Here is a 23,910-nt window from a genome sequence, read left to right on the forward strand (position 1 = left end):
GCGGAGAGTGGGGACATGAGTAGGCTTTTAGGCCCGTTGGGCTTAGGGGGGTTGGGTTCTGGCGCGTATCGGAGGCTTCTTGGTTTCCTAAGCCCCTACCGGACCAGGCTTTTCTACGGGGTCCTCTGCATGGGGGCCGCGTCGGTGCTTGGGGTGCTCCCGCCGTGGCTCATAAAGAACCTGGTGGACCGGGTGCTGATAGCCCGGGACCAGGGGCTTTTGGGGGCCATAATAGCCGGCATAGTGGGCATATACGTGCTTAAGGGGCTTTTCTACTACGGTCAGACGTACCTCATGACCTGGGTGGGGCAGAGGGTTCTGTTTGACCTGAGGCTTGAGCTCTACAGGAAGGTGCAGCGCCTTCCTTTCGGATATCTTTACTCGAGGCGCAGCGGGGACATACTGTCCAGGATAACCGGGGACGTGGCGTTCCTTCAGGACCTGGTTTCGTCGGTTCTGGTGGACCTGGTGGTTCAGGGTGTGACCTTCGTGGCCATACTGTGTTTTCTTCTGTCCTTGAACTGGAGGCTGACGCTGGCCACCTTTGTGATACTCCCCCTGGCGGCCCTTGTGATTAGTTTCACCACATCTCGGCTTCGGGAGGTGGGGCATGCCATACAGGAGCGTCTTGCCCGGGTGTCCGCCTCCGCCCAGGAGGCGATCGCCTCCATGAAGGTGGTACGTGCCTTTGCCACCGAGGACATGGAGTACCGCCGTTTCGAGCGGGAGAACCGGTCTCACTTCGGGGCGCTGATGAAGGGTACCCAGGTTAGGGGTGTGCTGGAGGGAGTTGTGGAGTTGATCCTCATGGGGGCCATGGGGCTCATAATCTGGCTTGGGGGTCGGCAGGTCCTTTCTGGTCATATAACCGCGGGGCAGCTCATGGCTTTCCTCACGTACCTGGGGTTGATGGTGCAGCCCATAAGGGTTTTGAGCCGGGTGTTCGGTCGGGTTCAGCAGGCCCTTGCGGCGGCGGAGCGGGTTTTCGATGTGCTCGACCAGCCGGAGGAGGCCCCTGCGGCCCGCATGGCAAGGCCTCCCATAGTGGGTCGTGTGGATTTCGAGGATGTTTGGTTTCGGTATGACCCCTCATCCCCTTGGGTTTTAAGGGGGATAAGCTTCTCGGTCTCTCCGGGGGAGCGGGTGGCCTTGGTGGGTTCCACCGGGGCGGGGAAGTCCACCTTGGTGGACTTGATCCCCAGGTTTTTCGACCCCGTGAATGGGCGGGTGTTGGTGGACGGTACGGACGTTAAGGACATGGATCCCAGGCACTTGAGGCGTCACATAGGCATGGTGCTGCAGGATCCGGTGCTTATGAAGGGTAGTTTTGCCTTCAACATAGCCTATGGGCTTGAGGGGGTGGGTATGGAGGAGATCCGTCGGGCGGCGGAGTTTGCGGGGATAAGGGATTTCATAGAGTCCCTGCCCGATGGTTACGATACGGAGATAGGAGAGCGGGGGGTTACGTTGAGCGGCGGCCAGCGTCAGCGGGTGGCCATAGCGAGGGCGATAATAAGGAACCCCCGAATCCTGATATTGGACGAGGCGACCTCTTCCCTGGATGCCCAGGTGGAGCGGATGATCCAGGAGTCTTTGGAGCTGGTGATGGAGGGGCGCACCTGTTTCATCTTGGCCCACCGGCTGTCCACCGTGAGGCGGGCGGACCGGATAATGGTTTTGGAGGGGGGGCTCATAGTGGAGCAGGGGACTCACGAGGAGCTTCTTGCGCTCAAGGGCCGTTACGCGGCGCTCTTGGAGGCCCAGTTGGGCGATGGGGCTGGTAAGTAGTTACCTTAGGTACATATCCGGAAGGAGCCCTTTGAGTCCCTGGGCGCTTCTTTATCCTCTGCACCACCTGTCCAGGGGTCTTGTTTCGGGCCGCAACTGGCTTTACGACCACGGCATCCTTGCGGCCCAGGAGGGGCCCCTGCCGGTGATAAGCGTGGGGAACCTGACCCATGGGGGCACCAACAAGACCCCCATGGTGGAGCGGCTGGCTCGGCTGATATGTTCCTTGGGGCTCAAGCCTGGGGTGGTGAGCCGCGGTTACAGCGGTGGAACCGTGGAGCCCCTGGTGGTGGACAGGGAGACGTCTCGGGAGCTCTGTGGGGACGAGCCGCTGATGCTGGCCAGGAAGCTGCCCCAGGTTCCGGTGGTGGTATCTAGGGACAGGATAAGGGGTGTGGAGCTTCTGAAGGCCCTAGGCGCCCAGGTGGTGGTGGCGGACGACTGTTTCCAGCATCGTCAGCTGCAGCGGGATCTTGACGTGGTGCTCGTGGATGCCACTTGTCCCTTTGGGAACGGTCTTATGACCCCCGCGGGGATGCTGCGGGAGCCTTTGGACTCCTTGCGCAGGGCCGGGATAGTGGTGATAACCAAGTCGGACCTGGTGTCTCCGGGGGAGTTGGAGGAGCTTAAGGGGGTGTTGGAGGGCTATGCGGGGCCCCGCAGGGTCTTCCTGTCCCGGCTCAGCATGGATGGTTGGTCTGGGGAGGCTCCTTCGGGGCCGGCCTTTGCCTTCTGTGCCATAGGTAACCCCGGGAGCTTCAGGAGGTTTTTGACGTCCCTTGGGGTTGAGCTCGTGGGTTTCTCTTCCTTTCGGGATCATCATCGGTTCAGCCCGGAGGACATGAGGCGGGTTGAGGATGAGGCGCTGAAGTCCGGGGCGCGGTGTCTTGTCTGCACTGAGAAGGACATCTTGAATTTCCCGTCCTCCTATCGTTTCAGGCTGCCTGTTTCGGTCCCCATGGTATCGGTGGAGTTCCAGGATCGGCTTGGTTTTCTTCGGGCCATGAGCGAGGGCTTGCGTCCCAGGTTCACCGTGGCCTCCAACGGTCACGGGGAGGATTCCATGGGGGTGGTGCTTTGCAGGAAGCTGAAGGAGCGGTTGCCCGCAGCTTCGGTGGAGGCCTTCCCCTTGGTGGGGGGCGGCGATGAGTATCGGGCGGCGGGTTTCCCCGTGATGTCCCCTTCTTGCAGGATGCCCAGCGGCGGGATAGTCAAGTACAGTTTGAGGGCCCTACTGGGGGACATATTGAGCGGGCTGCCCTTGCAGGTCCTCCGGCAGTTGAGGGCCTGGAGGGATATGCCCCGGCGCACTTGTATTTGTGTTGGGGATGTTTATCTGTTCTTAAACGCCCTTTTGGGCACCGGTGTTAAGCCGGTGCTGGTAGCCACCGCCAAGACGGTTTACCTGTCCGGGCACTGGCGGCTGGAGGGGGCGCTTTTGAGGAGCCGGGCCCTTGCGGTGTGGACCCGGGACGAACCCACCAGGGAGGAGTTGGAGCTTCGCGGGGTGAGGGCGGTCTTTGACGGCAGCCCCATAATGGACCTGGTGGGGGATGTCCTGGTGGATCCTTGGGAGGGGGCCGTGGGGCGGCGGGTTTTGGTGCTTCCTGGGAGCAGGGAGTATGCCCTTAGGGACCTTCCGCTTTTGATAGGGGCGTGCCTTGAGCTCAGCCGCAGGATGGTCTGTTCGTTCCTTTGGGTTCCCTCGGTGACGTTGGACGTGGAGCCCTTTATGAGGGAGCATGGGGTTTTAGCCGGCAGGTGCTGGGGGGAGTTCGGCGGGAGCTCCGAGATCCGGGTGTTTCGCGGCCCCGTTGCCGACGCTGCCCGGGGGGCGGAGGTGCTTCTTGGGCTTGGGGGCACTGGGAACCAGATATGTGCGGGCCTTGGGGTGCCGGTTGTGTCCGTGGATGACCCGGGGAAGCGGGTCCAGAAGAAGCTCATCGGGGATGGGGAGGTTCTGGTACCCCGGGATCCCGCGAGGCTTGCGGACGAGCTTGAGGGGATACTATCCGATCCGGCGCTGAGGGAGAGGATGTCGAGGGCTGGCATGGAGAGGATGGGTTCCGGTGGTGCCTTGGATGGGGTGGTGGACTGGGTTTGCGGGGAGCTTGGGTGGGGTTTGCTGACCCAGCTTTGGGAGAGGTTGGAAGTTTTGGTCAATTCCGGGGGTAGTCCTGGGGATGCTTCGAAAGGGGGATAAATTATATGTCCAAGGCTCTTGCGGTCATACCGGCCAGGTACGGCAGTACCAGGCTTAAGGCGAAGGCCCTTCTTGAGATAGGGGGCATGACGCTGGTTGAGAGGGTGTTCCGTGGGGTGGCCCAGTCGTCGGTGGATCGGGTGATAGTGGCCACCGACCATGAGGAGATAGCCCGGGTGGTGAGGGAGGCGGGTGGTGAGGCGTGGATGACCCCCTCGGAGCTTCCCTCCGGAACGGACCGGGTGGCGTACGTGGCGAGCCGGCTTCCGGAGTACCCGGTGGTGTTGAACGTCCAGGGGGATGATCCGCTCGTGGGGCCCGACATGATAGGTTTGCTTTTGAGTGCCTTGGAGGAGGATCCCGAGGCGGGGCTTGCGGTGTTGGCCAAGAGGATAGAGAAGGAGGAGGAGCTGTCCTCTCCCAGCATCGTGAAGATGGTGTTTGATCGTAGGATGAGGGCTCTTTACTTCAGCAGGTCTTTGATACCGTATCCCAGGAACGACGGGGGAGTTTGGTACAAGCACATAGGGCCTTACGCTTACAGGCGGGACCTGCTTCTCAAGTTCGCTTCGTGGGAGGTCACGCCCCTTGAGAGGGTGGAGAGCCTGGAGATGCTGAGGGTGTTGGAGAACGGGTTCCCCATAAAGTGCGTGATAACCGAGAGGGACACCATCGAGATCGACACGGGGGACGACGTTAGGGCCTTGGAGGAGTATCTTCTCCGGCAAGGGAGGTCTTAGGTGTGATTGGTTTTGAGGAGTCCGGCGTTTCCTTTGGCCTTGGTCGTCTTGCGGTGATCGCGGGTCCCTGTGCTTTGGAGGGGCTGGACCACGCGTTGATGATCGCCGAGGCCTGCAAGAGGGTTTGTGACTCTCTGGGAGTGGGGTATGTGTTCAAGGGGTCATACGACAAGGCGAACCGTACGTCCGCGGACAGCTTTCGGGGTCCTGGGATGGAGGAGGGTCTCAGGATCCTTTCGGAGGTGCACCGTCGTCTTGGGGTGCCGGTTTTGACGGACGTGCACGAGACGTGGCAGGTCAAGAGCGTGGCGGAGGCGGTGCAGATAGTGCAGATCCCCGCGTTCCTCTGCCGTCAGACGGACCTGGTGGTTGCGGCGGCCTCGAGCGGCAGGGTTTTGAACGTGAAGAAGGCCCAGTTCTTGGCCCCCGAGGACATGGGGTCCGTGGTGGACAAGTGCCGCCGGGCGGGTAACGACAGGGTTATGCTGTGCGAGAGGGGCAGTGTTTTTGGGTACAGGCAGCTGGTGGTGGACTTCAGGTCCATGCCGATCATGAGGGAGATGGGCTGTCCTGTGGTTTTTGACGCCACTCACAGCGTCCAGTCCATGGGTGGGCTTGGGGGTAGGAGCGGCGGGGACAGGAGGTTTGTCCGTCCCCTTTTGAGGTGTGCCGCCTCCCTTGGGGTGGATGCCTTCTTCCTGGAGGTTCATCAGGACCCCGACAAGGCCCCCAGCGACGGCCCCAACATGGTTCCCTTGGAGCTTTTCGGTGGGTTGATGGCGGAGGTAAAGGGGATATGGGACCGGGCCATGGAGAGCGGTTTTGCGTCCCTTGATTGGGTGGAGATGCCATGATGTTGCCTTACGAGAGGGATATCTCCAGGGTGGGGGATCGGGAGCTTTTGGAGACGGGGCTCGAGGTGATGCGGGAGGAGGCGGCGGCGGTCTTGGCGGCGGCGGACCGGATGGGGGATGAGCTGGTTCGGGCTGCCAGGATGGTGGCCTCCTGCTCCGGCAGGGTTGTGGTGTGCGGCCTTGGCAAGTCGGGGCTCATCGGCCGCAAGATAGCCGCTACCCTTGCCTCCCTTGGGTGTCCCGCTTTTTTCCTGCACGCCGCGGAGGGTTCCCACGGGGACTTGGGGATGGTGTGCCGGGGGGATGTGGGGTTGTTCCTAAGCAACAGCGGCACCACCAGGGAGGTCTTGGAGATAGTGCCTTTCTTCAGGCGCATAGGATGTCCCGTGGTGGCCATGACCGGTCGTTTGGACTCCCCCCTTGCCCGTTCGGCGGACGTGGTTTTGGACTGTTCGGTTAGGCGTGAGGCGGATCCATTGGGCATAGCCCCCACCAGCAGCACCACCCTTCAGCTGGCGGTGGGAGACGCGTTGGCGGGGATGGTGACCCGGCTTTTGGGTTTGAAGGAGGAGGACTTTGCCCTCTTTCACCCCGGTGGTGCCCTAGGCAGGAGGCTGCTCTTGAGGTTGTCGGATGTGATGGCCCAGGGGGACCGGGTGCCCCGGGTGGCCTCCTCGGCCTTGGTGAAGGAGGCGCTGTTTGAGATGACCCACAAGGGCTACGGGGCGGTGGCGGTTGAGGGGCCTGAGGGGCTCTTGGAGGGCATATTCACCGATGGGGACCTGAGGCGGCTGATGGAGCGTCGTGGGGTTGACGCGCTGGAGCTGCCGTGGGGGATGTGATGACCTTGTCGCCCAAGGTGATGCCTCCCCACAAGCTTGCGGCGGAGGCCTTGAGGCTGATGGAGGAGATGGAGATATCGGTGGTGCTGGTGGCGGAAGAGGGGCGTCTTCTCGGCATAGTCCACCTGCACGACCTTTTGAAGGCGGGGGTGGCCTGAGGTTGGGGCCCTTTGCCCGTTGGTTGGTTAGTTTCATTGAGGGGTGTGCCTTTACCGTTGCCTCCCCTTGGTTGAAGGGGCGTTACGACCGGTGGGAGGAGAGGACTGGGGCTTTACCCTTCCCCGAGATTGTGGAGCCGGTGGTTTGGTTTCACGGGGTATCGGTTGGGGAGGTTCAGGCCGCCTGGCCGGTTGCGAAGGCCTTGAGGGACGCCGGTTACGATGGGGTCCTTGCGGTGAGTGCGGTGACCCGTACGGGTATGAGGACCGCCATGGATCTCATGGGGGGTCTTGCGGATCTGTTCCTTGCCTACCCTTGGGACAAGAGGGGATGGGTGAGGGGTTTCCTTGACAGGTTAAGGCCGTGGGTCTACGTGGCCTTTGAGACCGAGATGTGGCCCACCCTCATATGGGAGGCAAAGTCCCGTGGTGTCAAGCTGGTGCTGGCCAACGGCAGGGTATCCGATCGGTCCTTTAGGGGGATGATGAGGCTCAGGGGGTTGTATGGGGACCTTTTGGGGTGTTTTGATGCCGTATTTCCCCGGGGGTCTGTGGATGGGGAGAGGCTTCTTGCCCTTGGGGTGCCGGAGGGGGTTTTGAGGGAGGCGGGGGACGTGAAGGCCGACGGGGTATGGCTGCGCCGGTTGAACGCGGACCTTTCGGGCTACTCCTTCCGGGGGGATCTATTTGTGGCGGGGAGCACCCATCCCGGGGAGGAGGAGGAGGTTCTAAGGGCCTTTCTCCTTGCCCGGTCCGCGGGTTTTGGGGGTCTTAGGCTGGCGTTGGTGCCTAGGCATCCCGAGAGGGCGGGGGATTGTCTGCGTCTTTGCCGTGATCGGGGACTTCGGGCGGAGCTCTTCTCTGAGGATCCCAGTCTTTGCGGGGATTTTGAGGTTGTAGTGGTGGACCGGGTGGGGGTGTTGTTCTCCCTTTACGGGCTTGCGTCGGCGGCCTTTGTGGGGGGCAGTCTTGTCCCAAAGGGGGGGCAGAACGTGATGGAGCCCGCGGTTTGGGGGGTGCCGGTGATGTTCGGTCCCCACATGGAGGACTTTGTGGAGCAGCGGGATCGGTTGTTGGAGTCCCGGTTGGGCTTTGAGGTCCTCTCCGGCGACGAAATGGGGGAGCGTTTAATCGAACTTCTTGGGTTAAGGTGTAGAATCTCATCCTGTGGGGCCCTTTTTGGGTCTGGGGATGAGATGTCCGCCTCCCGGCGGGTGGCCTCGGAGGTCTTGGGGCTTCTTGAGGGGAGTTTTTAGGCCGGAGGGTTTGGATAGGTAAAAAACAGAATGGGGTGGTGTTTTACATGTTCAACGCCAACGTGGCGGGCAAGATGCGTTTTGGCGTGGGGGTATCCTCCACGGTGGGAGATGCGGTGAGGTCTTTGGGGGCTGAGAGGGCGGTTTTGGTGACCGATTCCACCATGGAGTCCTTGGGGGTGGCGGACAAGATATGTTCGTACCTTGAGGGGGCTGGGGTAGAGGCCTTTGTTTTCGCTGGGGTGGAGCCGGAGCCGTCGGTGGAGACCACCGATGCGGTGGCGGAGCTGGCCAGGGAGCACGACTGCCAGGCGGTTGTGGGTCTTGGGGGCGGCAGCTGTCTGGACGTGGCTAAGGCGGTGAGCGTGCTGATAACCAACGAGGGCAGTGCGGCCCGGTACCAGGGGTTGGGTTTGGTTAAGAACCCCGGGGTTCCCAAGGTGATGATCCCCACCACCGCTGGGACCGGTTCTGAGGTGACCTTTACGGCGGTGTTGATCCGCAAGAGCGACGGTTTCAAGGGGGGCATAAACGACGAGAAGCTGTTCCCCGATCTGAGCCTGTTGGATCCGGAGCTCACGGTGACCATGCCTCCGGCGGTCACCGCCAGCACCGGGATGGACGCGTTGGTTCACGCGTTGGAGGCTTTCAGCGGCCGCAGTGCCAGTCCCTTCAGCGACATGTTCGCCCGGGAGGCCATGAGGCTAATAGGCCGCAGCATAAGGACCGCCACTTGGAACGGCAGGGACATGGAGTCCAGGAGCGCCATGCTCTTGGCCTCCTATTACGCGGGGGTGGCTTTGGCCAACGCGGGGGTTGGGGCATGTCATTCCCTGGCGTACCCGTTGGGGGGCATGTTTGGGGTGGGTCATGGCTGCGCCAACGCCCTTTTGATGCCCTACGTGGCCCGTCACAACGCGGTGGCCTGCGTGGACAGGTATGCGGAGGCCTATGAGCTCTTGGGGGGTGTGGCGGAGGGCTGGCCCAAGAGGGAGGCGGCCTTTGCCCTGGCGGAGCTCTTGGAGGAGCTGGTGGGGGACCTGGGGCTTCCGTCCAGGATGTCGGAGCTCAAGGTGGGCATAGAGGAGCGGCACTTCGACGAGATGGCGGACCGGGCCATGGCGGTGGCTCGTCCCATGGAGAACAACCCGAGGTTTATGGACAAGAAGGCCTGCATGGCCATATACAAGGAGGCGTATTAGGAGATGCCGGGTTTTGAGCTTTTTGATCAGCGGGAGATCGATGCGGTGGCGGAGGTGCTTCGCCGCCGGATAGTGCACCGTTATTCCTTCCAGGGGGTTAGGGAGGGTATTTACAAGGTGGAGGAGTTCGAGGGGGCTTGTGCTGGGAAGTTCGGGTCCCAGTATGCCCTTGGGGTATCCTCGGGGAGTGCGGCCCTGTACGTGGCCCTGAAGGCCTGCGGGATAGGGCCCGGTGACGAGGTCATAACCACGCCCTTTACTTTCATAGCCAGTGTGGAGGCCATACTGGAGTGTGGCGCCGTGCCGGTGCTGGGGGAGATAGACGAGAGTTTGAACTTGGATCCCAACTGCGTGGAGGACCTGGTGACCGACCGGACCAGGGCGGTGATGCCGGTTCACATGTTCGGGGCCTCGGCGGACATGGACGCCTTCAAGAGGGTCTGTGAGGACTATGGCCTCATGCTCTTCGAGGACGCCTGCCAGGCCATGGGGGCCAGTTACAAGGGCCGTTACTGCGGTTCCATGGGGCTTTGGGGCACCTTCAGCCTGGACCCGTATAAGATAGTCACTGTGGGGGAGGGCGGAATGGTGCTCACCTCCGATGAGGAGCTTTACCACCGGATGGAGTATTACCACGACCACGGTCACGTGCACGACAAGTCCATAGACCGGGGGGCGGAGCGGAAGGCCTGTCTTGGGTTCAACTTCCGGATGAGCGAGATCCAGGGGGCTTTGGGCCTTGTGGGGTTGGAGAAGCTGGACACTGCCATAGGGATGCTCAGGGCCACCAGGGACAAGGTGCTGGGGGAGATCAAGGACTTAGGCCTTAAGACCCGTCAGCTGCCGGACCCGGAGGGTGAGCTGGCCACCCAGATAGTGTTCCTGCTGCCGGACCGGGAGGCCGCGAGGCGTTTCCAGGGGGCTGCCAAGGAGGCGGGCTTTGGATGCGGCATCCTGAGCGACAACACCTGGCACTACGCCAGGCACTGGGACACCTTGAGGGACGGGAAGGTTTACTCCCGGGTCCGTTGTCCCTATGATTGTCCCCATGCGGAGTACGTGCCCGCCTACAGGCCCGCGGAGTGGCCGGTGACCCACTCGATACTGGAGAGGGCCGCGGTGTTCGGGCTTGACATCCTTATGGACGACCGGCGGGTGGAGACCCTGATCGGTGCCATAAGGGCCGGGGCCAAGGCCATTTAACGTTTAAGCGTTTTGCCTTGGGGAAGCGGGTTTTTGATGCTCCCATAAGTTGAGGGCATGAGGCGGCTTGGTTCCCCCTGGGGGGCAGGGCCGCCATTCCGGTGTCAGAAGGGGTTTTGTGCTGATGGCCAGGGGTGTCAGGGTTTTGGTGCTCAGCGATGGTGTGGCGGGGCGATGTGAACCAGAGCCGGGGGGTCGCTTTGTGGTTTCGCCGGGCCCTGGGGGAGCGTGGGGTGCCGGTGGAGGTCCACGAGCGGGAGGTGCCGAGGCTTTCGGGGTTCTCCTCTGCCAGGGCCAGGGCTTCTTCGCTGTTCCTCAAGTCCGGGGGGCGGCGGAAGGCCCGGGATTGGTTGGCGTCCTTCGGCGGGGATCTCCCGGGTTTTGTTGAGGGGGGCAGTCTCGGCGGGGAGGGGTTTCTGATCCTCTCCGCGGGGAGCCGCTGTGCTCCTTACAACCTTGCCTTAGGTCTTTTGTTCGGGGCGGTCAGCGTGACCATAATGACCCCTTCGGTGTTGGGGCTTGATCCCTTTGACTACGCCATAGTGCCGGAGCACGACAACCCACCGAGGCGCAGCAACGTCTTCAGCACCCTTGGGGCTCCTAACTCGGTGGATCCTGGGGAGCTGGAGGCCCGCGGTGCGGCCCTGGCGGAGCTGTTCCCCCCTGTGTCTGAAAGGCGCTGGGCCCTTTTGGTGGGCGGTGATGACCGGAACTACCGGGTGAGCCCCAGGTGGGTACGGCGGGAGGTGGGGGTGCTCTTGAGGAGGGCCGAGGCGTTTGGGGCGGACCTTTACGTCACCACCTCCCGCAGGACCTCCAGGGAGGCGGAGGATGCCTTGGAGAGGCTCTTATGCGGGAGCGGGGCGGTGAGGATGTACCTTCCCGCCTCCCGGTGTTCCGAGAACCCGGTGCCGGGGATGTTAGGGCTTTGTACCCGGGTGTTCTGCACCGAGGACTCGGTGTCCATGGTGTCCGAGGCGGTCACCGCGGGGCACCGGGTGGTGCTCATGCGGGTGGATAGGGTGGGGGGCATGAGGTCCGGTTTGTCCCGGTTTTTGATGAGTGCCCATGAAGGCGGGGTGGTCCCGAGGGGGGTTTTGTTCGGTCCTGCCAGGTTTGACCAGCTCTTTGGGGCTCTGCGGCGCCAGGGGCTTTTGGAGGAGTGGGGGCTGCTCAAGCGGGAGATGCCCATGGTGGACGGGTTGGGCCGTGTGGTGGTGCCGGAGGATCCGAGGCGGGGGGCCAGCTTTAACGAGGCCCGTCGATCCGCCCTGTGGCTGGCGGAGAAGCTTTTAGAGAAGTGGGGGTTTTGATGGGCGGTTTGGGCGTGGATGGGGTTTGTTCGGGGAGGCCCGAGGGGGTCTTGGGCGTGCCTGGAGGTGGGCGGTACGGCCGCTGGTTTGACGCATCATTCCTTGGGGCCTTCCTTTTCACCGTCGCGGGGCCGGTTCCCCGTTATCTCTTCTTCGCCGCGGCGCTGGCGTTCTTCTTCAAGGCCCGGCTTTGGAGGTCCGTGGCGGGGGTGTGGGGGTTGGTGCCGTGGCCTTTTAGGTGGGGGCTTTGGACCCTCATTGTCTTCGGCCTTGTGTCGGAGCTGGCTGGATGCCGCGGCCTTGCGGAGGTCCTTAAGGGTTATTCCCTCGTCCTAGAGCCCTTTTTAGGAGGTCTTATGGGGTTTGCCTTCTTCCTTAGGAGGGGCAGCTTCCGGAGGTGGATGATCCTGTGGCCCTGGGTGCTGATGATCACCCTCCTTGCGGTGCTCTGTTGTACTGTGGGGCCCTTCGCGTCGAGGGAGATAGGGGGTGCTTTGTCCCACAAGGGGATGTGGTACGCAGCTCCATTGGCGGTGACTTTGGCACCCGTGGCTTTGTCCGTCTTTGCGCTTGCTCGTGGGTGGGGCAGGGCCCTGTGGTGGGGCGTGGTGTTCGTGCTCTGTGCCCTTTGCGCCCTGGTGGGCAGGAGCAGCGCGGGCATCATAGGTTTTGCGGTGGGGGTGTTGGTGGCGGCATCCTGCTTCCTAAGGCTTGGCAGGGGGGGGCGGGAATGCAGGAGGCTTGGGGGTCTTGCCCTTTTGGCCTTGCTGGTGGCCTCAGCGGTTTTGATCGGGTCTTCCACGGTAAGGGGTTATGTTATGGCCGAGGCGGCCCAGATCTGGTCTCTTAGGGATGCCCTAAGGACCGGTGATTTCGAAATGTTTACCACCTTCCGGAACCTGATATGGAGGATGGGGATGGACCTGTTCTCCCAGAGGCCCCTTGTGGGGTGGGGATGGGGCAGGCTTGACCGATGGGCCCCGTTGGTTAGGGATCCAGCCCTTCGGGAACGATGGGTTTCTGTATCCGGTGAGTGGCCTTCGCACCTTCACAACGACTTCATGGAGCTTTTGGTGTCCATGGGGGTGTTGGGTGGGGCGGTGTACTTGGGGTTGGCTTACGGGTTTTTGCGGATGTCCGCTGGGGTGGTGGTGATGTATCGTTTGAGGCATCCCTGTGCGGTGGGCCTTGCGGGGGCCATGTTGGGCGCTTTGGTCTGGGGCATGGCGGGGGGTGTCATAGCGGAGCGGAGCGTGTCCGGCATGTTCTATTGGACCCTGTGGGGGGCCCTCATGGGGCTTTACTGCCGGGGGTGCTTGGCGGGGCTTAGGTCTCGTGCTTAGGGTTAAAAACTGATTAGGGGTGATCTTGTTTGAGGAGTCGTGTTGTGTCGTGTCTTTCCGCGTTGGTGATTGTGTTCTCCGGGTCCGCGGCGTTTGCGGGGCCTTCCGCGCCGGTTTCCGGTGAGGTCGTGTCGGTTTCTAGGGATGTGGTGTCCAGCGATGTGGTGTCCGCCGCGGGGGTTGAGGTTTCCCACGGGTCCGAGGTTTTCAAGGGGGTTGAGTTTCTAAGGAGGGAGGATGTTTACGTCACTCCCTCGTGGCTCATGGCCAACATGGGTAGGGTGTTGGTCCTGGACACCAGGGCTCAGAGCCTTTACCTCAAGGGTCACATCCCCGGGGCGGTGAACGCCGATTGGACCTATTTTGTGAGTCTTAGAGGCCGTCCGGGGGACAAGGGGTGGGGCGTGAGGCTTCCGATGCCCCAGATGTCCCAGCGGCTTGGGGCCTTGGGAGTCGACGGCAAGAGGACCGTGGTGGTCTACGGCGACCTTGGGGGCTGGGGCCAGGAGGGCTGGGCCTTTTGGGTCATGCGGAGCTATGGGGTCAAGAACGTCAAGATCCTTGAGGGAGGCTACACCGGGTGGCTCAAGGCGGGGGGCCGGAGGGACATGGTGCCGCACCGGGGTGTTAACCGGGGTCTTCCGCAGCTGAGCGGCAAGGACGAGTCCCAGTGGAACGTGGATATAGACTGGCTGGTTAAGCATCGTTCGGAGGTTAAGGTCATAGACGTGCGCACCCAGCCGGAGTACGAGGGGGCCAAGTTCTTCCAGGAGAGGCGTGGGGGCAGGATACCTGGCGCCTTGCACCTTCCCTTTGACAGTCTGTTCGACGCCTCGGGGGCGCTTAAAGGGGCCGAGGAGATAGGGGCGTTGATGGAGTCCTTAGGGGTGGCCCCTTCGGACCAGGTGGTGGTGTACGACACCGCCGGCGTGAGGGGGGGGTACGCCTGCGTGGCCTTGAGGATGGCGGGGTATTACGCCAGGAACCTGGACGAGGGTTTTCACCGCTGGGCGGGCATTCAGGAGCTGGAGGTTTCAAGCGGTAGGCCCTAAATTTAATGGGCGGGGATTTCCTCCCCGCCCTTGTCTTTTCCTTGCCCATGGTGTATATTGCCGGGTGAGCACCATGACAAACAAGCTTGGAGCTTCGCTGTGACCCCTGAGGGCGGGAAAGGAGGTGCCGTGCCCCCAAGCCAAAAAGGGCGAGCGGAGTTTCGAGGGCGCGGGATTTTTAGGATGCGGCGGTGGGCCTTCAGTGCGGTGATCCGTGAGGGAACGAGGGTTCTTGCGGCTGTCCGCGGGGAGGTTTTCCGTTTGGTCCTTGGGTCCCGGGTCTAAAATACAGACTCAAGGGGGTAAAAATCAGATGAAGAAGAGCTTTGCGATTCTCGCTGCCGCTCTGTTGGTGGCCTTTGCGGCCCCGGCTTTCGCGGCGAATCCTTTCATGGACGTTCCCATGAACCACTGGGCTTACGACGCGGTGAGCCAACTGGCTTCCAAGGGCGTGATCTCCGGTTACCCCGATGGTTCCTTCAAGGGTGGCCAGCCCGCCACTCGTTACGAGATGGCTTCCATCGTGGCCCGGGCTCTTGCGAAGGTTGACCTTGACAAGGCCAGCAAGCAGGACGTGGAGATGCTGAAGAAGCTGGTGGTGGAGTTCAAGGACGAGCTGGACGCCCTGGGCGTTAAGGTCGACAAGCTCGACAGCCGGGTGGCGGTTCTTGAGAAGGACCTGGGCGGCTGGAGCCTCTCCGGTGAGCTTCGTTTTGACGCCAAGTTCGCCAACGAGGACTCCACGAAGTACGGCTTCGACGGCAAGAACGAGTTTAGCCTGAACCGTTACCGCATCTGGATCAAGAAGCGGATCAATGAGACCACCAACTTCACCGCCCGGCTTGGAATGAAGCATGACAGCCAGGGTTACGACAGCACCAAGTGGGACTACTACTACGTGACCACCAAGCTTCCCTACGACATCACCATGACCGTGGGTCTTCAGAACATCGACTGGGAGGATGAGCGGGGCCTCTACGTGGACAACGATGCCTTCGTGGGTGACTGGGATCTCAAGGGCTTCAGGTTCCAGAGGAGCTTCGGGATGGTGGACTTCGACTCCTTCGTGGCTCACCAGGACGACGACACCGCCTCTGTTGATGAGTACTTCATGTACGGCGCCAGGCTGGACTTCAACTTCAACGAGCAGTTCCGCCTGGGCCTCATGGGGGTCTGGAGGAGCTACGACTACGCGGAGGGCTCTAGGACCGCTAGCACCGATGTCGACAACACCTACGGGGCCGACATGGAGTTCAAGTTCACCCCCTCCGTGTCCCTGAAGGGCGCCTACTACAAGCAGAACCTGTGGAAGAAGACCACCGTTACCCTGGCCAACGACTCCCCGGTGGCCTACAAGGCGATCCTGGACGTGAAGCAGGACCTGCTCAAGTTCACCAGCCTGTGGCTCGAGTACGCAAAGATCGACGATTCCTTCGTGATGACCGGCGACAGGGAGTCCAGTGCCTACAGCAACTATGGCGCCGAGATCCTGGCGAACCGCGGCGCTAAGACCGGCAACGGCGATACCACCGTGTTCTTCGCCCGCGCCGAGCAGAAGTGGAACGACAAGTGGTCCACCTTCCAGCGCTACCTGACCGCCGATGTGTCCGTCACCAATGCGGACGACACCAAGAACTACACCTTCGGTGTGGCCTACCAGCTCAATCCGGCGGTCCGGTTCGAGCTCCTGTACGACAAGATCGACTACGGCACCTTCACCGGCACCACCCCCCCCACGCGGTTTCCGCTCCGAGGACGACAACCTGGTTCGGTTCCGGACCCACGTGGTGTTCTAAGCCTCTCTAAGTTACCCTGTGAAGGAGGAAAGGGCTTTCGCCCCTTCCTCCTTCTTCTTTTCTGCCCCCTTACCCCAGGGAGAGCAGCTGCCGGTACCTTGGGTACCCCCAAAGATCTTCTGGGCACATCTCCTCTCCCTTATCAACCGCCTCCCTCAAGGCCCCCATCACCTGCTGGCACTCCTCGGAGAAACGACACGCCTCGAACAGGTCCGACGTTCCGCCAAGCTCCTTGAGCTTCCCCGAGGCTACATCAAGAGCCTTAAGCCTCTCCGCCACGGCGGATCTAGCCTCCAACAGCAGCTTTACCCTCCTCTTGGTGTGGCAACCCCCGTCATCCAGGCCTAAGGAGCTTATGGCGCCAAGAAGCTCCGCCTCCTCCTTTGCCCCCCGGCCCAGGGCGGGTAACACCCCCTCCTGAACCATGGACCTCATGACGCTCATCTCTATCTCCGTCCACTTCACGTGCTGCTCAAGCCGGGTCTCGCAAAGTATTCGGCACTCCCCGTGTCCCATCACCCCAAGACGGCCCAGCAGGTCCGTGTTCTCTCTGGAGACCAGCCTTCCAAGCGCCTCCGTGGGCCCCTTGGCCACGAAAAGCCCCCTGCGCCTTGCCTCCTCCTCCCATTCCGGGCTGTAGCAGTTCCCGTTGAACATGACACCTCTGGATCGGCGCACCGCCTCCCGCACCGCCTCCAGCGCCGCCTCCCGGGGCTCCATTCCCGCCGCCATCCGGGACTCCATCCGGTCCCCTATCCATTCAAGCCCCATGGCCCATAGGGAGGCCAGCATGGTCAAGGGCCCTGCTATGGACTGGGACGACCCGGGGGAACGGAACTCCAGCTTGTTCCCAGTGAAGGCTATGGGGGCCGTCCTGTTCCGGTCCGTGTTGTCCGCCAGTATTGAGGGCAGCCTGCTGAGCCCAAGGTCCAGCTGGCGCTTCCCCTCCAGGGCCTCCAGCTCCTCGTCTATCCGATCCAAAACTCTCGTTATGACATCTCCAAGGTATATGCTCATTATCACCGGCGGCGCCTCGTTGCCCCCAAGGCGGTGGGAGTTCCCGGGACACGCCGTGGCGGCCCTCAAAAGCCCCCCGTGCTCCCAAAGGCCCAACACAAAACCCGCTAAGTAGGTGAGGAACTGCACGCTTCGCCTCGGGTTCGACGACGGCGACAACAGGTTCCGACCCTCGCTGTCCATGAGGGAGAAGTTCACGTGCTTGCCGCTGCCGTTCAAACCCGCAAAGGGCTTCTCGTGCAGAAGAAGCCTCAAGCCGTGCCGATGGGCAAGACGCCTCATGGTGAGCATCATCATCTGGTTCTGGTCGCACGCCAGGTTCGCCTCGCAGAACTGGGGCGCGAACTCGTACTGACAGGGGGCCACCTCGTTGTGCCGGGTCTTCACCGCTACCCCAAGCCGTAACAGCTCCTCCTCCACCTCCTCCATGTAGGACAACACCCGGTGGTGGATGGAGCCAAAGTAATGGTCCTCCATCTGCTGGCCCTTTGGCGGCTCCGCCCCGAAAAGGGTCCTTCCGCAGTGTAGTATGTCCGGCCTCCTCCGGGCCCTATCGGCGTCTATCAGGAAGAACTCCTGCTCCGCCCCGCAGGTCATCTTTATCCACCGCACCCCCCGGTTGCCGAAGAGCCTGGATATCCTCAAGGCCCGCTGCTCCAGGGCGCTCAAGGCCTTAAGAAGCGGCGTCTTCATGTCCAAGGGGGTGCCGTCAAAGGCTATGAACACCGAGGGCACGCATAACGTGCCCCCCCGGTCGGTCATCACCAAAAAAGCCGGGCTGGTGGGGTCCCAGGCGGTGTAACCCCGGGCCTCAAAGGTGCTCCGCACGCTGCCACAAGGGAAGCTGGAAGCGTCGGGCTCCCCCTGTATAAGCTCCCAGGCGGAGAAGGACTCCAAGGGCGTGCCGTCGCTGTCCACGGTGAGAAACGCCATGTGTTTCTCCGCGGTCATCTCGTTCCGGGGGTGAAACCAGTGGGCGTAATGGGTGGCCCCCTTGGACACCGCCCACTCCTTCATGGCAGACGCTATAACCCCCGCCAGCGCCTCGTCCATCCTGCCGTTGCCCTCCATTACCTCCAACAGCTGAGCGTAGACCTCTCGGGGCAACCTCTCCCTCATTGCCCTCCGGTCGAAGACGTTTTCCCCGAACATTGATGTGCTTGCTCTGCCCAAAATCCTCACCTCTTCCCGCCAAAATATGGCTATTTGTAGCACTTTGTCCAGTATTAAGCAAGCCGAAGAGCGGTTTTAATTGTTTGTGTTCGAAATGACCCCTCCATGAGGCAAGGTGAGTGGCCCGGTGGTAAGTGTGATAAAATCCTTAAGGAATCCGTGGGGGAGGTATCCTGGATGGAGCTCAGGGTGGGGCTTTGTTCCTTCAAGGGGCTTAACCGCCACCAGCGGACGCGGGTCCTCTTGGAGCCCTTCTCAGCCCTTGAGATGGGCTCGTCCTTCTATGCCCTGCCCTCGCCGGAGCAGGTGTTCCGCTGGGCCGCGGAGCTGCCCAAGGGATTCCTCCTTGGCGTCAAGGCCTTGGGGCTTTTTACCTTCCACCCGGTGCGCCCCTCATCCCTCCCCGGCTGGGCAAGGCCCCCCGGCGCTACGGAGGCGGTGATGCGCCACATGGTACACCCCAAGGTAAGGCGGGCCCTGTACCGCTGGTTCCTGGAGAGGCTCGAGCCCCTTAGGGAGACCGGGAAGCTGGGGTACCTGCTCTTTCAGTTCCACCCATCCTTCGAACCGTCCCAGGAGGCCTTGGCCTACCTGGCGGCGGTGAGGGACATGTCCCCCTCCTGGCCCCTGGCGGTGGAGGTCCGTAACGACCGGTGGCTTTCGGAGACCTGGTTCGCCCCCCTCACGGAGGCCCTCAGGGACCAGAACGCCGCGTTCGTGGGAACCGACTCCCCCGGGTCAAAGGATGAGATCCTGTGGCCCAGGACCGCCAGCTGGGGCGTCCTGGCCCGGTTCCACGGCAGGGGAGGCTCCCCAAGGTCTCGCCGAATTCCACCCCCGGACGTCCGGGGGGACTACCTCTACACCCCCCAAGACCTCCGACCCTGGCGGGAGCGGGCGCTGCTGCACGGCTCCCAGGGAGGGAGGGTCTTCCTCATGTTCAACAACTGCGTGGCCGATAAGGCCCTCAAGTCCGCATCCCTCATGGCCTCCCTCTTGGGCCTCAAGGACCCCGATTCCCGCCAGCAGGAGCTCGGCATTTGACCCCCTCCGGGGGGATGTTAAAATACAAATACCAAAAAGGAAGAGAAAGGGGTTTGCGGCCCCCACGCCCCTTCGCCGGGCGGATCCGTGCCGTCCCGGTCTCTGCGGTCCCCCAAGGGATCTGGGGGCGGAAGACGGGGAGGGCGGGGCGCCCGGACCGGTCTTAAAATTAAAGTTGCCTTCGGAAAGGAAGAAACCGAATGATCCTCAAACGTTCCTTCTCCTTCGACGCCGCCCATCACCTTCCCCGCTACAAGGGCCGCTGCGAGGCCCTGCACGGTCATACCTACCGGTTCACCGTGGCCCTTCAGGGCTCCCCGGATCACGAGGGCATGGTGATGGACTTCACGGAACTAAAAGCCCTGGTGAGGGAGCTGGTGGTGTCCAGGCTGGACCACACGTGTCTCAACGACCTCATCGAGCAGCCCACCGCGGAGAACATCGCCCGCTGGATATTCCAAACCCTGGCGGAGCCCCTGAAGGCCCCCGGCAGGAGCCTTGCCTGGGTGGAGGTTTTCGAGGGCCCCGAGAGCTCCGCGGTCTTCATGGCGGAGGACCTGCGGTGAGGGACCTGCAGTCCGAGGCGGACCCAAGGGGAGTCCCCATAGAGAGGGTGGGCATAAGGGGGCTCACCCGCCCCATGATGGTCATGTCAAAGGACGGCTCCCCGGTGCCCTCCGTAGGGACCTTCTCGGTTTTCACGGACCTGCCGATGAACCTGAGGGGCACCCACATGAGCCGCCTGGCGGAGCTGGCATCCTCCTGGGAGGGCCGGGTGCCGTGCCCCAGATCGGCGGAGGAGTTCCTAAGGTCTCTCATCGAGGCCCTCGACGCCCGAAGGGGAGGGATGAAGGTTAAGTTCCCCTACTTCGTGCCCAAGAGGTCCCCCGTGACGGACCTCCCGGGGGTCCTGCAGGTCCAGGCTTCGGTGAAGGCGGAGCTTGACGTTGAAGACCCCGCCGGAGGCCTTAGGTTCTTCCTTTCGGTCACAACCCCGGTGCTCACCCTGTGCCCCTGCTCCAAGGAGATATCCCGGTTCGGGGCCCACAACCAGCGGGCATCGGTTAGGATAAGGGTGCGGTCAATGGATATGATATGGATAGAGGAGCTGGTGGAGATGGCGGAGCGGAACGCCTCGTCCCCCCTATACCCCATACTGAAGCGCCGGGATGAACGGTTCGTGACCGAGAGCTCCTACGAGAGGCCCCGCTTCGTGGAGGATCTGGCGAGGGACTGTGCGTTGGAGCTTAAGAAACACCCCGCGGTGCGGGGTTTCAGCGTCAAGGTCACGAGCTTCGAGAGCATACACCGGCACGACGCGGTGGCGGAGGTGATAGGATGAAGGACCGCAAGGCCCAAGGGGCGGCGGGGAACACCATGCCCAAAAGGCCTAGGGTGTCCCTGAAGCCCCAGGGGCAGGAGGCTTTGAAGAAGGGCCATCCCTGGATATATAGGGGAGCCGTAGCGGACGTTGAGGCCCAAGGGGGGGACGCGGTGGACCTGGTGTACCGCGGCAAGGTGGTGGGGCTTGGGCTCTACGGGCCATCGGACATCGCGGTGAGGGTCCTTTCCTTCCGGGAGGAACCGGACCTACTGGGCCTTTTAGGACAGCGCCTCAAGAGCGCCCTTTCCTTAAGGCGCAGGACCATGAAGGGGCACCAGGCCCTGCGGCTCCTCCACGGGGAGTCCGACGGGCTCCCCGCGGCGGTGGCGGACCTGTACGGTTCCACGTTGGTGCTTCAGCTGTCCCACCTGGGATGGATGAGCCGGTTGGAGATGTTCGCCAAGGTCCTCTTGGAGAGGGCGGAGGAGCAAGGGTTCCCGGTTGAGAACCTGGTGTTGAAGAACACCGGGAAGCACCTGGCCAAGGAGGGCCTTGGGGAGGAGATCCGGCCCATCCTGGGGACGGTTCCCCGGGATCTGGTGGTCCAGTTCGGCCGGGTCCCCCAAAGGGTGGACGTGGAGGAGGGGCAGAAGACCGGCCTATACCTGGACACCCGCTTCTGGGCCTTCAGCCTCGCGAAACTCCCCCTTGATGGGGCCTCAGTGCTGGACGCCTTCTCGTACCAGGGGCACCTGTCCCTCCACTGCCTGCTCAATGGGGCCTCCAGGGCGGTGATGCTGGAGCAGTCCCAAGGGGCCATAGACCGGGCCCTTTGGGCCGCCGGCACGCTAGGGCTCTCCGGCAAGGTGGAGGCGGTTCACGGGAACGCCTTCGACGAGCTCAGGCGCCTGGAGGCCTCGAACGCCAAGTTCCGGGTGGTGGCGTTGGACCCGCCCCCCTTTGCCCCTTCGAAAAGGCAGCTGGAGGGGGCCCGAAGAGGCTATAAGGAGCTTCTGGTGAGGGCCATGAACCTGGTGGAACCCGGTGGGTTCGTCCTGTTCGGGTCCTGCAGCCACGCGGTGTCCCAGGGGGACCTCACCAGCCTGGCCTTTGAGGCCGCCTCCGACCGGGGGGCGGAGATAAGAATACTGGAGAGATTGTGTCAGCCCCCGGACCACCCGGTGAACCCGAGGGTCCCGCAGGGAGAGTACCTGAAGGGAATGATCATGGAGGTGGAGAAGCATTGAGCAGCCGGATTCCCCTCCCGATGCCGGACATCGTGGAGGCCGTCCTTTTCGACTTTGACATGACCTTGGTGGACTCAAGCCGCGCGGTCACCGAGTGCCTCAACCTCTTGGCCCGGGACGAGGGGCTTGACCCTATAACTTTGGATGACCTGATGGGCACCATAGGCCTGCCCTTTGAGGAGTCCCTTCGCCGCCTTTTCGGCCGGTTCGACCCCTCTTGGCCGGTTAAGTACCGGGAGCGGTACCGGCTGAAGGAGCACTCCATGATCCGTCCCATCCCGGGGGCCCTGGATGCCCTGAGGGAGCTTAGGTCCCTAGGGCTCAAGATCGGCGTGGTGTCGAACCGGAACATGCTCTCCCTGGCGGCGGAGAGGCTGGGGGTGGCGGAGCTGGTGGACCTCATGGTGGGGCTTGAGGCGGGGCTTCCCCCTAAGCCGGAGCCCCACATGTTAAACCATACCCTCGAGGAACTCGGGGTGAGCCCCCAAAGGGCGGTCTACGCGGGGGATACCCAGGCGGACGTGCTTTGTGCCCTCAAAGCCTCCGTTGCCCCCATAGGGGTGGCCACTGGTCCCCTCCGCAAGGAGGAGCTTAAAGCCCTTGGGGCTTCCGCGGCCCTCGAGTCCGTGGCGGAGATCCCGGCCCTCCTAAGGCCGATGGTGAAGGTTGCGCCAGCCCTCTAGACCCAAAGGCCCCGGCAGGGTCCTCTACTTGGGGGCCCTCATAGTCATATCGGTCCTGTGGGTCCTGGGCTACATGAGCTACGTGGACCACCACCGCCGGACCAACCCAAGGATAACCTGGGGGGTCCCATGGACCGAGTGGTACCTCCTGCCCTCCAAGGGGGCCTTAATATGGGAGGAGCGGCTCATCCGGTCCCCCTACGCCGGGCCCGTGACCTACCCAAGGGGTGAGGGCCCTATCAAGGTCCCTGCCGGGGCGGTGGTGGCCACCGTGAACGGAGTGCCGGTGAAGACGCCGGTTCAGGGGATCTTCACCGCCCGGCTGGACCAAATGGAGGGGAAGTGGCGGTACCAGTACCTTTGGGATAATCGGGACAATCTGCCGGCCCCGCCGCCTCCAAAACCGCCCAAACGGTCCGCCTCCCCCGGGGAGCCCATAGGCAAGGTGGTGGAGCAGCCCCAGGAGATCCGGTTCCTGGGGTACGTGGACATGGTGGGCACGGTTCCCCAGGCGTTAAAGGAGAGACGGCTCCCGGTCCGAAAGGACCGTTTCGACATGAACCTCTTCGGCGAGGTCCGGTTCTACGAGGTGATGGGCCCCAAGGCGCTGGTCTACATGGACCTGCCCTGGGTGACCGAGGATATAATAACCCAAAGGACGTTGAACATCCTGGTGGAGGCGGGGCGCTTCGACGGGGTGGCGGTGCCGGAGTCATCGGTGGTGCAACGGAACGGTTCCTACGGCGTCTACGTGGTGCGTGGAAACGTGGCCAGCTTCAGGCCCGTGGAGGGCCGGCCGGTGGGCTCCCAGCGCTTTCTGGTGACCAAGGGGCTTGCCATGGGGGAAGCGGTGATCGTGGACGGCCGATTGGCCAGGGAGGGAAGGGTGCAGCTGTGGTAAACGATTACTCTCATTTAAAGGATAACCTGAGGAGGGCCCTGGACGCCATAGGAGAGGCGGCGTCCCAAGCCCACAGGGACCCATCGGAGGTCCGGGTGGTGGCGGTGACTAAGAACCACCCCCCGGAGGCGGTGAGGGCGGCGTTCCAGGCGGGCATATCCCTCATAGGAGAGAACCGGGTTCAGGAGGCGTTGGCCAAGAGGGGTGAGCTCGAGGACCTTGACGTCACCTGGCTCATGATCGGGCACCTTCAGCGGAACAAGGTGCGAAAGGCGCTCGAGGTCTTTCATCAGGTTCACAGCCTGGACAGCATGGAGCTGGCGCTCGCCTTGAACCGGGTACTTTCCGAGGGGGCCGGGGAGGGGAGGAGGCCGCCCTTGCCGGTGCTCCTTGAGGTCAACGTGTCCGGCGAGGCCGCCAAGCACGGGGTCATGCCCCAGGGGGCGCTGCAGCTTGCGGAGACGGTGCTGGAGAGGTGTCCCATGCTGGACCTCAAGGGGCTTATGTGCGTGGGGCCCCTCACGGAGGACGAGAGGGAGATCCGCTCCGCCTTCGCCTCCCTGCGGGAGATCCGGGACCGTTTGGAGGAGAGGCTTCTAATAGAGCTCCCGGAGCTCTCCATGGGCATGAGCTCCGATTTTCACCTGGCGGTAATGGAGGGCAGCACCATGGTGAGACTTGGTACTTGCCTTTTTGGCCCCCGGGGGGTATTTTAAAATCTAGATTGTGTATATATAATATAAGGCCATAAACTCTTGTTCCCCCGCTAGA

At 62.5% G+C, this 23,910-nt stretch carries 18 protein-coding genes and 2 pseudogenes; 19 read left to right on the forward strand and 1 reads right to left on the reverse strand.

What is annotated here, in order from left to right; genetic code table 11:
• Positions 1 to 15 precede the first annotated feature (15 nt).
• The 12 genes and pseudogenes from THEVEDRAFT_RS02410 to THEVEDRAFT_RS09795 all read left to right on the forward strand — a co-directional run.
• Positions 16 to 1,788 carry an ABC transporter ATP-binding protein gene (locus tag THEVEDRAFT_RS02410; protein ID WP_006583135.1) on the forward strand — a complete coding sequence of 591 codons (1,773 nt, stop codon included), beginning with the start codon at positions 16 to 18 and terminating at the stop codon, positions 1,786 to 1,788.
• A complete protein-coding gene (gene lpxK, locus THEVEDRAFT_RS02415; protein ID WP_006583136.1) occupies positions 1,772 to 3,991 on the forward strand; it encodes a tetraacyldisaccharide 4'-kinase in 2,220 nt (739 codons plus the stop codon). The genes THEVEDRAFT_RS02410 and lpxK overlap by 17 nt, the downstream gene beginning before the upstream one ends.
• A 5-nt stretch (positions 3,992 to 3,996) precedes the next feature.
• The gene (gene kdsB / locus THEVEDRAFT_RS02420) at positions 3,997 to 4,731 is read left to right on the forward strand and encodes a 3-deoxy-manno-octulosonate cytidylyltransferase (protein WP_006583137.1); all 735 of its coding nucleotides are present in this window, start codon (positions 3,997 to 3,999) and stop codon (positions 4,729 to 4,731) included.
• Between the two features lie 2 nt (positions 4,732 to 4,733).
• Positions 4,734 to 5,585 carry a 3-deoxy-8-phosphooctulonate synthase gene (gene kdsA, locus THEVEDRAFT_RS02425; protein WP_006583138.1) on the forward strand — a complete coding sequence of 284 codons (852 nt, stop codon included), beginning with the start codon at positions 4,734 to 4,736 and terminating at the stop codon, positions 5,583 to 5,585.
• Positions 5,582 to 6,585: pseudogene (locus THEVEDRAFT_RS02430) on the forward strand (KpsF/GutQ family sugar-phosphate isomerase). Before kdsA ends, THEVEDRAFT_RS02430 begins: the two are co-directional and overlap by 4 nt.
• 23 nt (positions 6,586 to 6,608) lie before the next feature.
• The gene (locus THEVEDRAFT_RS02435; RefSeq protein ID WP_245522703.1) at positions 6,609 to 7,841 is read left to right on the forward strand and encodes a 3-deoxy-D-manno-octulosonic acid transferase; all 1,233 of its coding nucleotides are present in this window, start codon (positions 6,609 to 6,611) and stop codon (positions 7,839 to 7,841) included.
• A 47-nt stretch (positions 7,842 to 7,888) separates the two neighbouring features.
• Entirely contained in the window at positions 7,889 to 9,043 is a 1,155-nt protein-coding gene (locus THEVEDRAFT_RS02440; RefSeq protein ID WP_006583141.1) for an iron-containing alcohol dehydrogenase, read from the forward strand.
• A gap of 3 nt (positions 9,044 to 9,046) precedes the next feature.
• Positions 9,047 to 10,246 (forward strand): DegT/DnrJ/EryC1/StrS family aminotransferase, encoded by a 1,200-nt coding sequence (locus tag THEVEDRAFT_RS02445; protein ID WP_006583142.1) that lies wholly within the window; start codon positions 9,047 to 9,049, stop codon positions 10,244 to 10,246.
• A gap of 176 nt (positions 10,247 to 10,422) precedes the next feature.
• The gene (locus THEVEDRAFT_RS02450) at positions 10,423 to 11,559 is read left to right on the forward strand and encodes a mitochondrial fission ELM1 family protein (RefSeq protein ID WP_006583143.1); all 1,137 of its coding nucleotides are present in this window, start codon (positions 10,423 to 10,425) and stop codon (positions 11,557 to 11,559) included.
• Positions 11,559 to 12,902 carry an O-antigen ligase family protein gene (locus tag THEVEDRAFT_RS02455; protein WP_006583144.1) on the forward strand — a complete coding sequence of 448 codons (1,344 nt, stop codon included), beginning with the start codon at positions 11,559 to 11,561 and terminating at the stop codon, positions 12,900 to 12,902. Before THEVEDRAFT_RS02450 ends, THEVEDRAFT_RS02455 begins: the two co-directional genes overlap by 1 nt.
• Positions 12,903 to 12,931: 29 nt before the next feature.
• Positions 12,932 to 13,954 (forward strand): sulfurtransferase, encoded by a 1,023-nt coding sequence (locus THEVEDRAFT_RS02460; protein ID WP_245522704.1) that lies wholly within the window; start codon positions 12,932 to 12,934, stop codon positions 13,952 to 13,954.
• Between the two features lie 403 nt (positions 13,955 to 14,357).
• Positions 14,358 to 14,411, forward strand: a pseudogene (locus tag THEVEDRAFT_RS09795) (hypothetical protein); the annotation flags it as partial.
• 1,408 nt (positions 14,412 to 15,819) lie between these two features.
• On the opposite strand, the gene THEVEDRAFT_RS02465 reads toward THEVEDRAFT_RS09795, so the two are convergent.
• Positions 15,820 to 17,919 (reverse strand): glutamine synthetase III domain-containing protein, encoded by a 2,100-nt coding sequence (locus THEVEDRAFT_RS02465; protein ID WP_006583147.1) that lies wholly within the window; start codon positions 17,917 to 17,919, stop codon positions 15,820 to 15,822.
• A gap of 198 nt (positions 17,920 to 18,117) precedes the next feature.
• On the opposite strand from THEVEDRAFT_RS02465, the gene THEVEDRAFT_RS02470 reads away from it, so the two are divergent.
• The 7 genes from THEVEDRAFT_RS02470 (at position 18,118) to THEVEDRAFT_RS02500 (ending at position 23,855) form a co-directional block, all read left to right on the forward strand.
• On the forward strand, positions 18,118 to 18,984 hold the full coding sequence (locus THEVEDRAFT_RS02470) for a DUF72 domain-containing protein (protein WP_006583148.1): 867 nt from the start codon (positions 18,118 to 18,120) through the stop codon (positions 18,982 to 18,984).
• Between the two features lie 200 nt (positions 18,985 to 19,184).
• Complete coding sequence (queD, locus tag THEVEDRAFT_RS02475) at positions 19,185 to 19,550, forward strand: 6-carboxytetrahydropterin synthase QueD (RefSeq protein ID WP_006583149.1); 366 nt, start codon at positions 19,185 to 19,187, stop codon at positions 19,548 to 19,550.
• The gene (folE2, locus tag THEVEDRAFT_RS02480; protein ID WP_006583150.1) at positions 19,547 to 20,326 is read left to right on the forward strand and encodes a GTP cyclohydrolase FolE2; all 780 of its coding nucleotides are present in this window, start codon (positions 19,547 to 19,549) and stop codon (positions 20,324 to 20,326) included. The genes queD and folE2 overlap by 4 nt, the downstream gene beginning before the upstream one ends.
• Complete coding sequence (locus THEVEDRAFT_RS02485) at positions 20,323 to 21,555, forward strand: class I SAM-dependent rRNA methyltransferase (RefSeq protein WP_006583151.1); 1,233 nt, start codon at positions 20,323 to 20,325, stop codon at positions 21,553 to 21,555. The genes folE2 and THEVEDRAFT_RS02485 overlap by 4 nt, the downstream gene beginning before the upstream one ends.
• A gap of 20 nt (positions 21,556 to 21,575) precedes the next feature.
• A complete protein-coding gene (locus THEVEDRAFT_RS02490; protein ID WP_156787091.1) occupies positions 21,576 to 22,238 on the forward strand; it encodes an HAD family hydrolase in 663 nt (220 codons plus the stop codon).
• 28 nt (positions 22,239 to 22,266) lie between these two features.
• Positions 22,267 to 23,139, forward strand: a complete 873-nt coding sequence (locus THEVEDRAFT_RS02495) for an efflux RND transporter periplasmic adaptor subunit (RefSeq protein ID WP_006583153.1) — start codon at positions 22,267 to 22,269, stop codon at positions 23,137 to 23,139.
• A complete protein-coding gene (locus THEVEDRAFT_RS02500; RefSeq protein WP_006583154.1) occupies positions 23,133 to 23,855 on the forward strand; it encodes a YggS family pyridoxal phosphate-dependent enzyme in 723 nt (240 codons plus the stop codon). The genes THEVEDRAFT_RS02495 and THEVEDRAFT_RS02500 overlap by 7 nt, the downstream gene beginning before the upstream one ends.
• Positions 23,856 to 23,910: the final 55 nt, after the last annotated feature.

This window comes from Thermanaerovibrio velox DSM 12556 (assembly GCF_000237825.1).
In the GTDB taxonomy this organism is placed as follows: domain Bacteria; phylum Synergistota; class Synergistia; order Synergistales; family Synergistaceae; genus Thermanaerovibrio; species Thermanaerovibrio velox.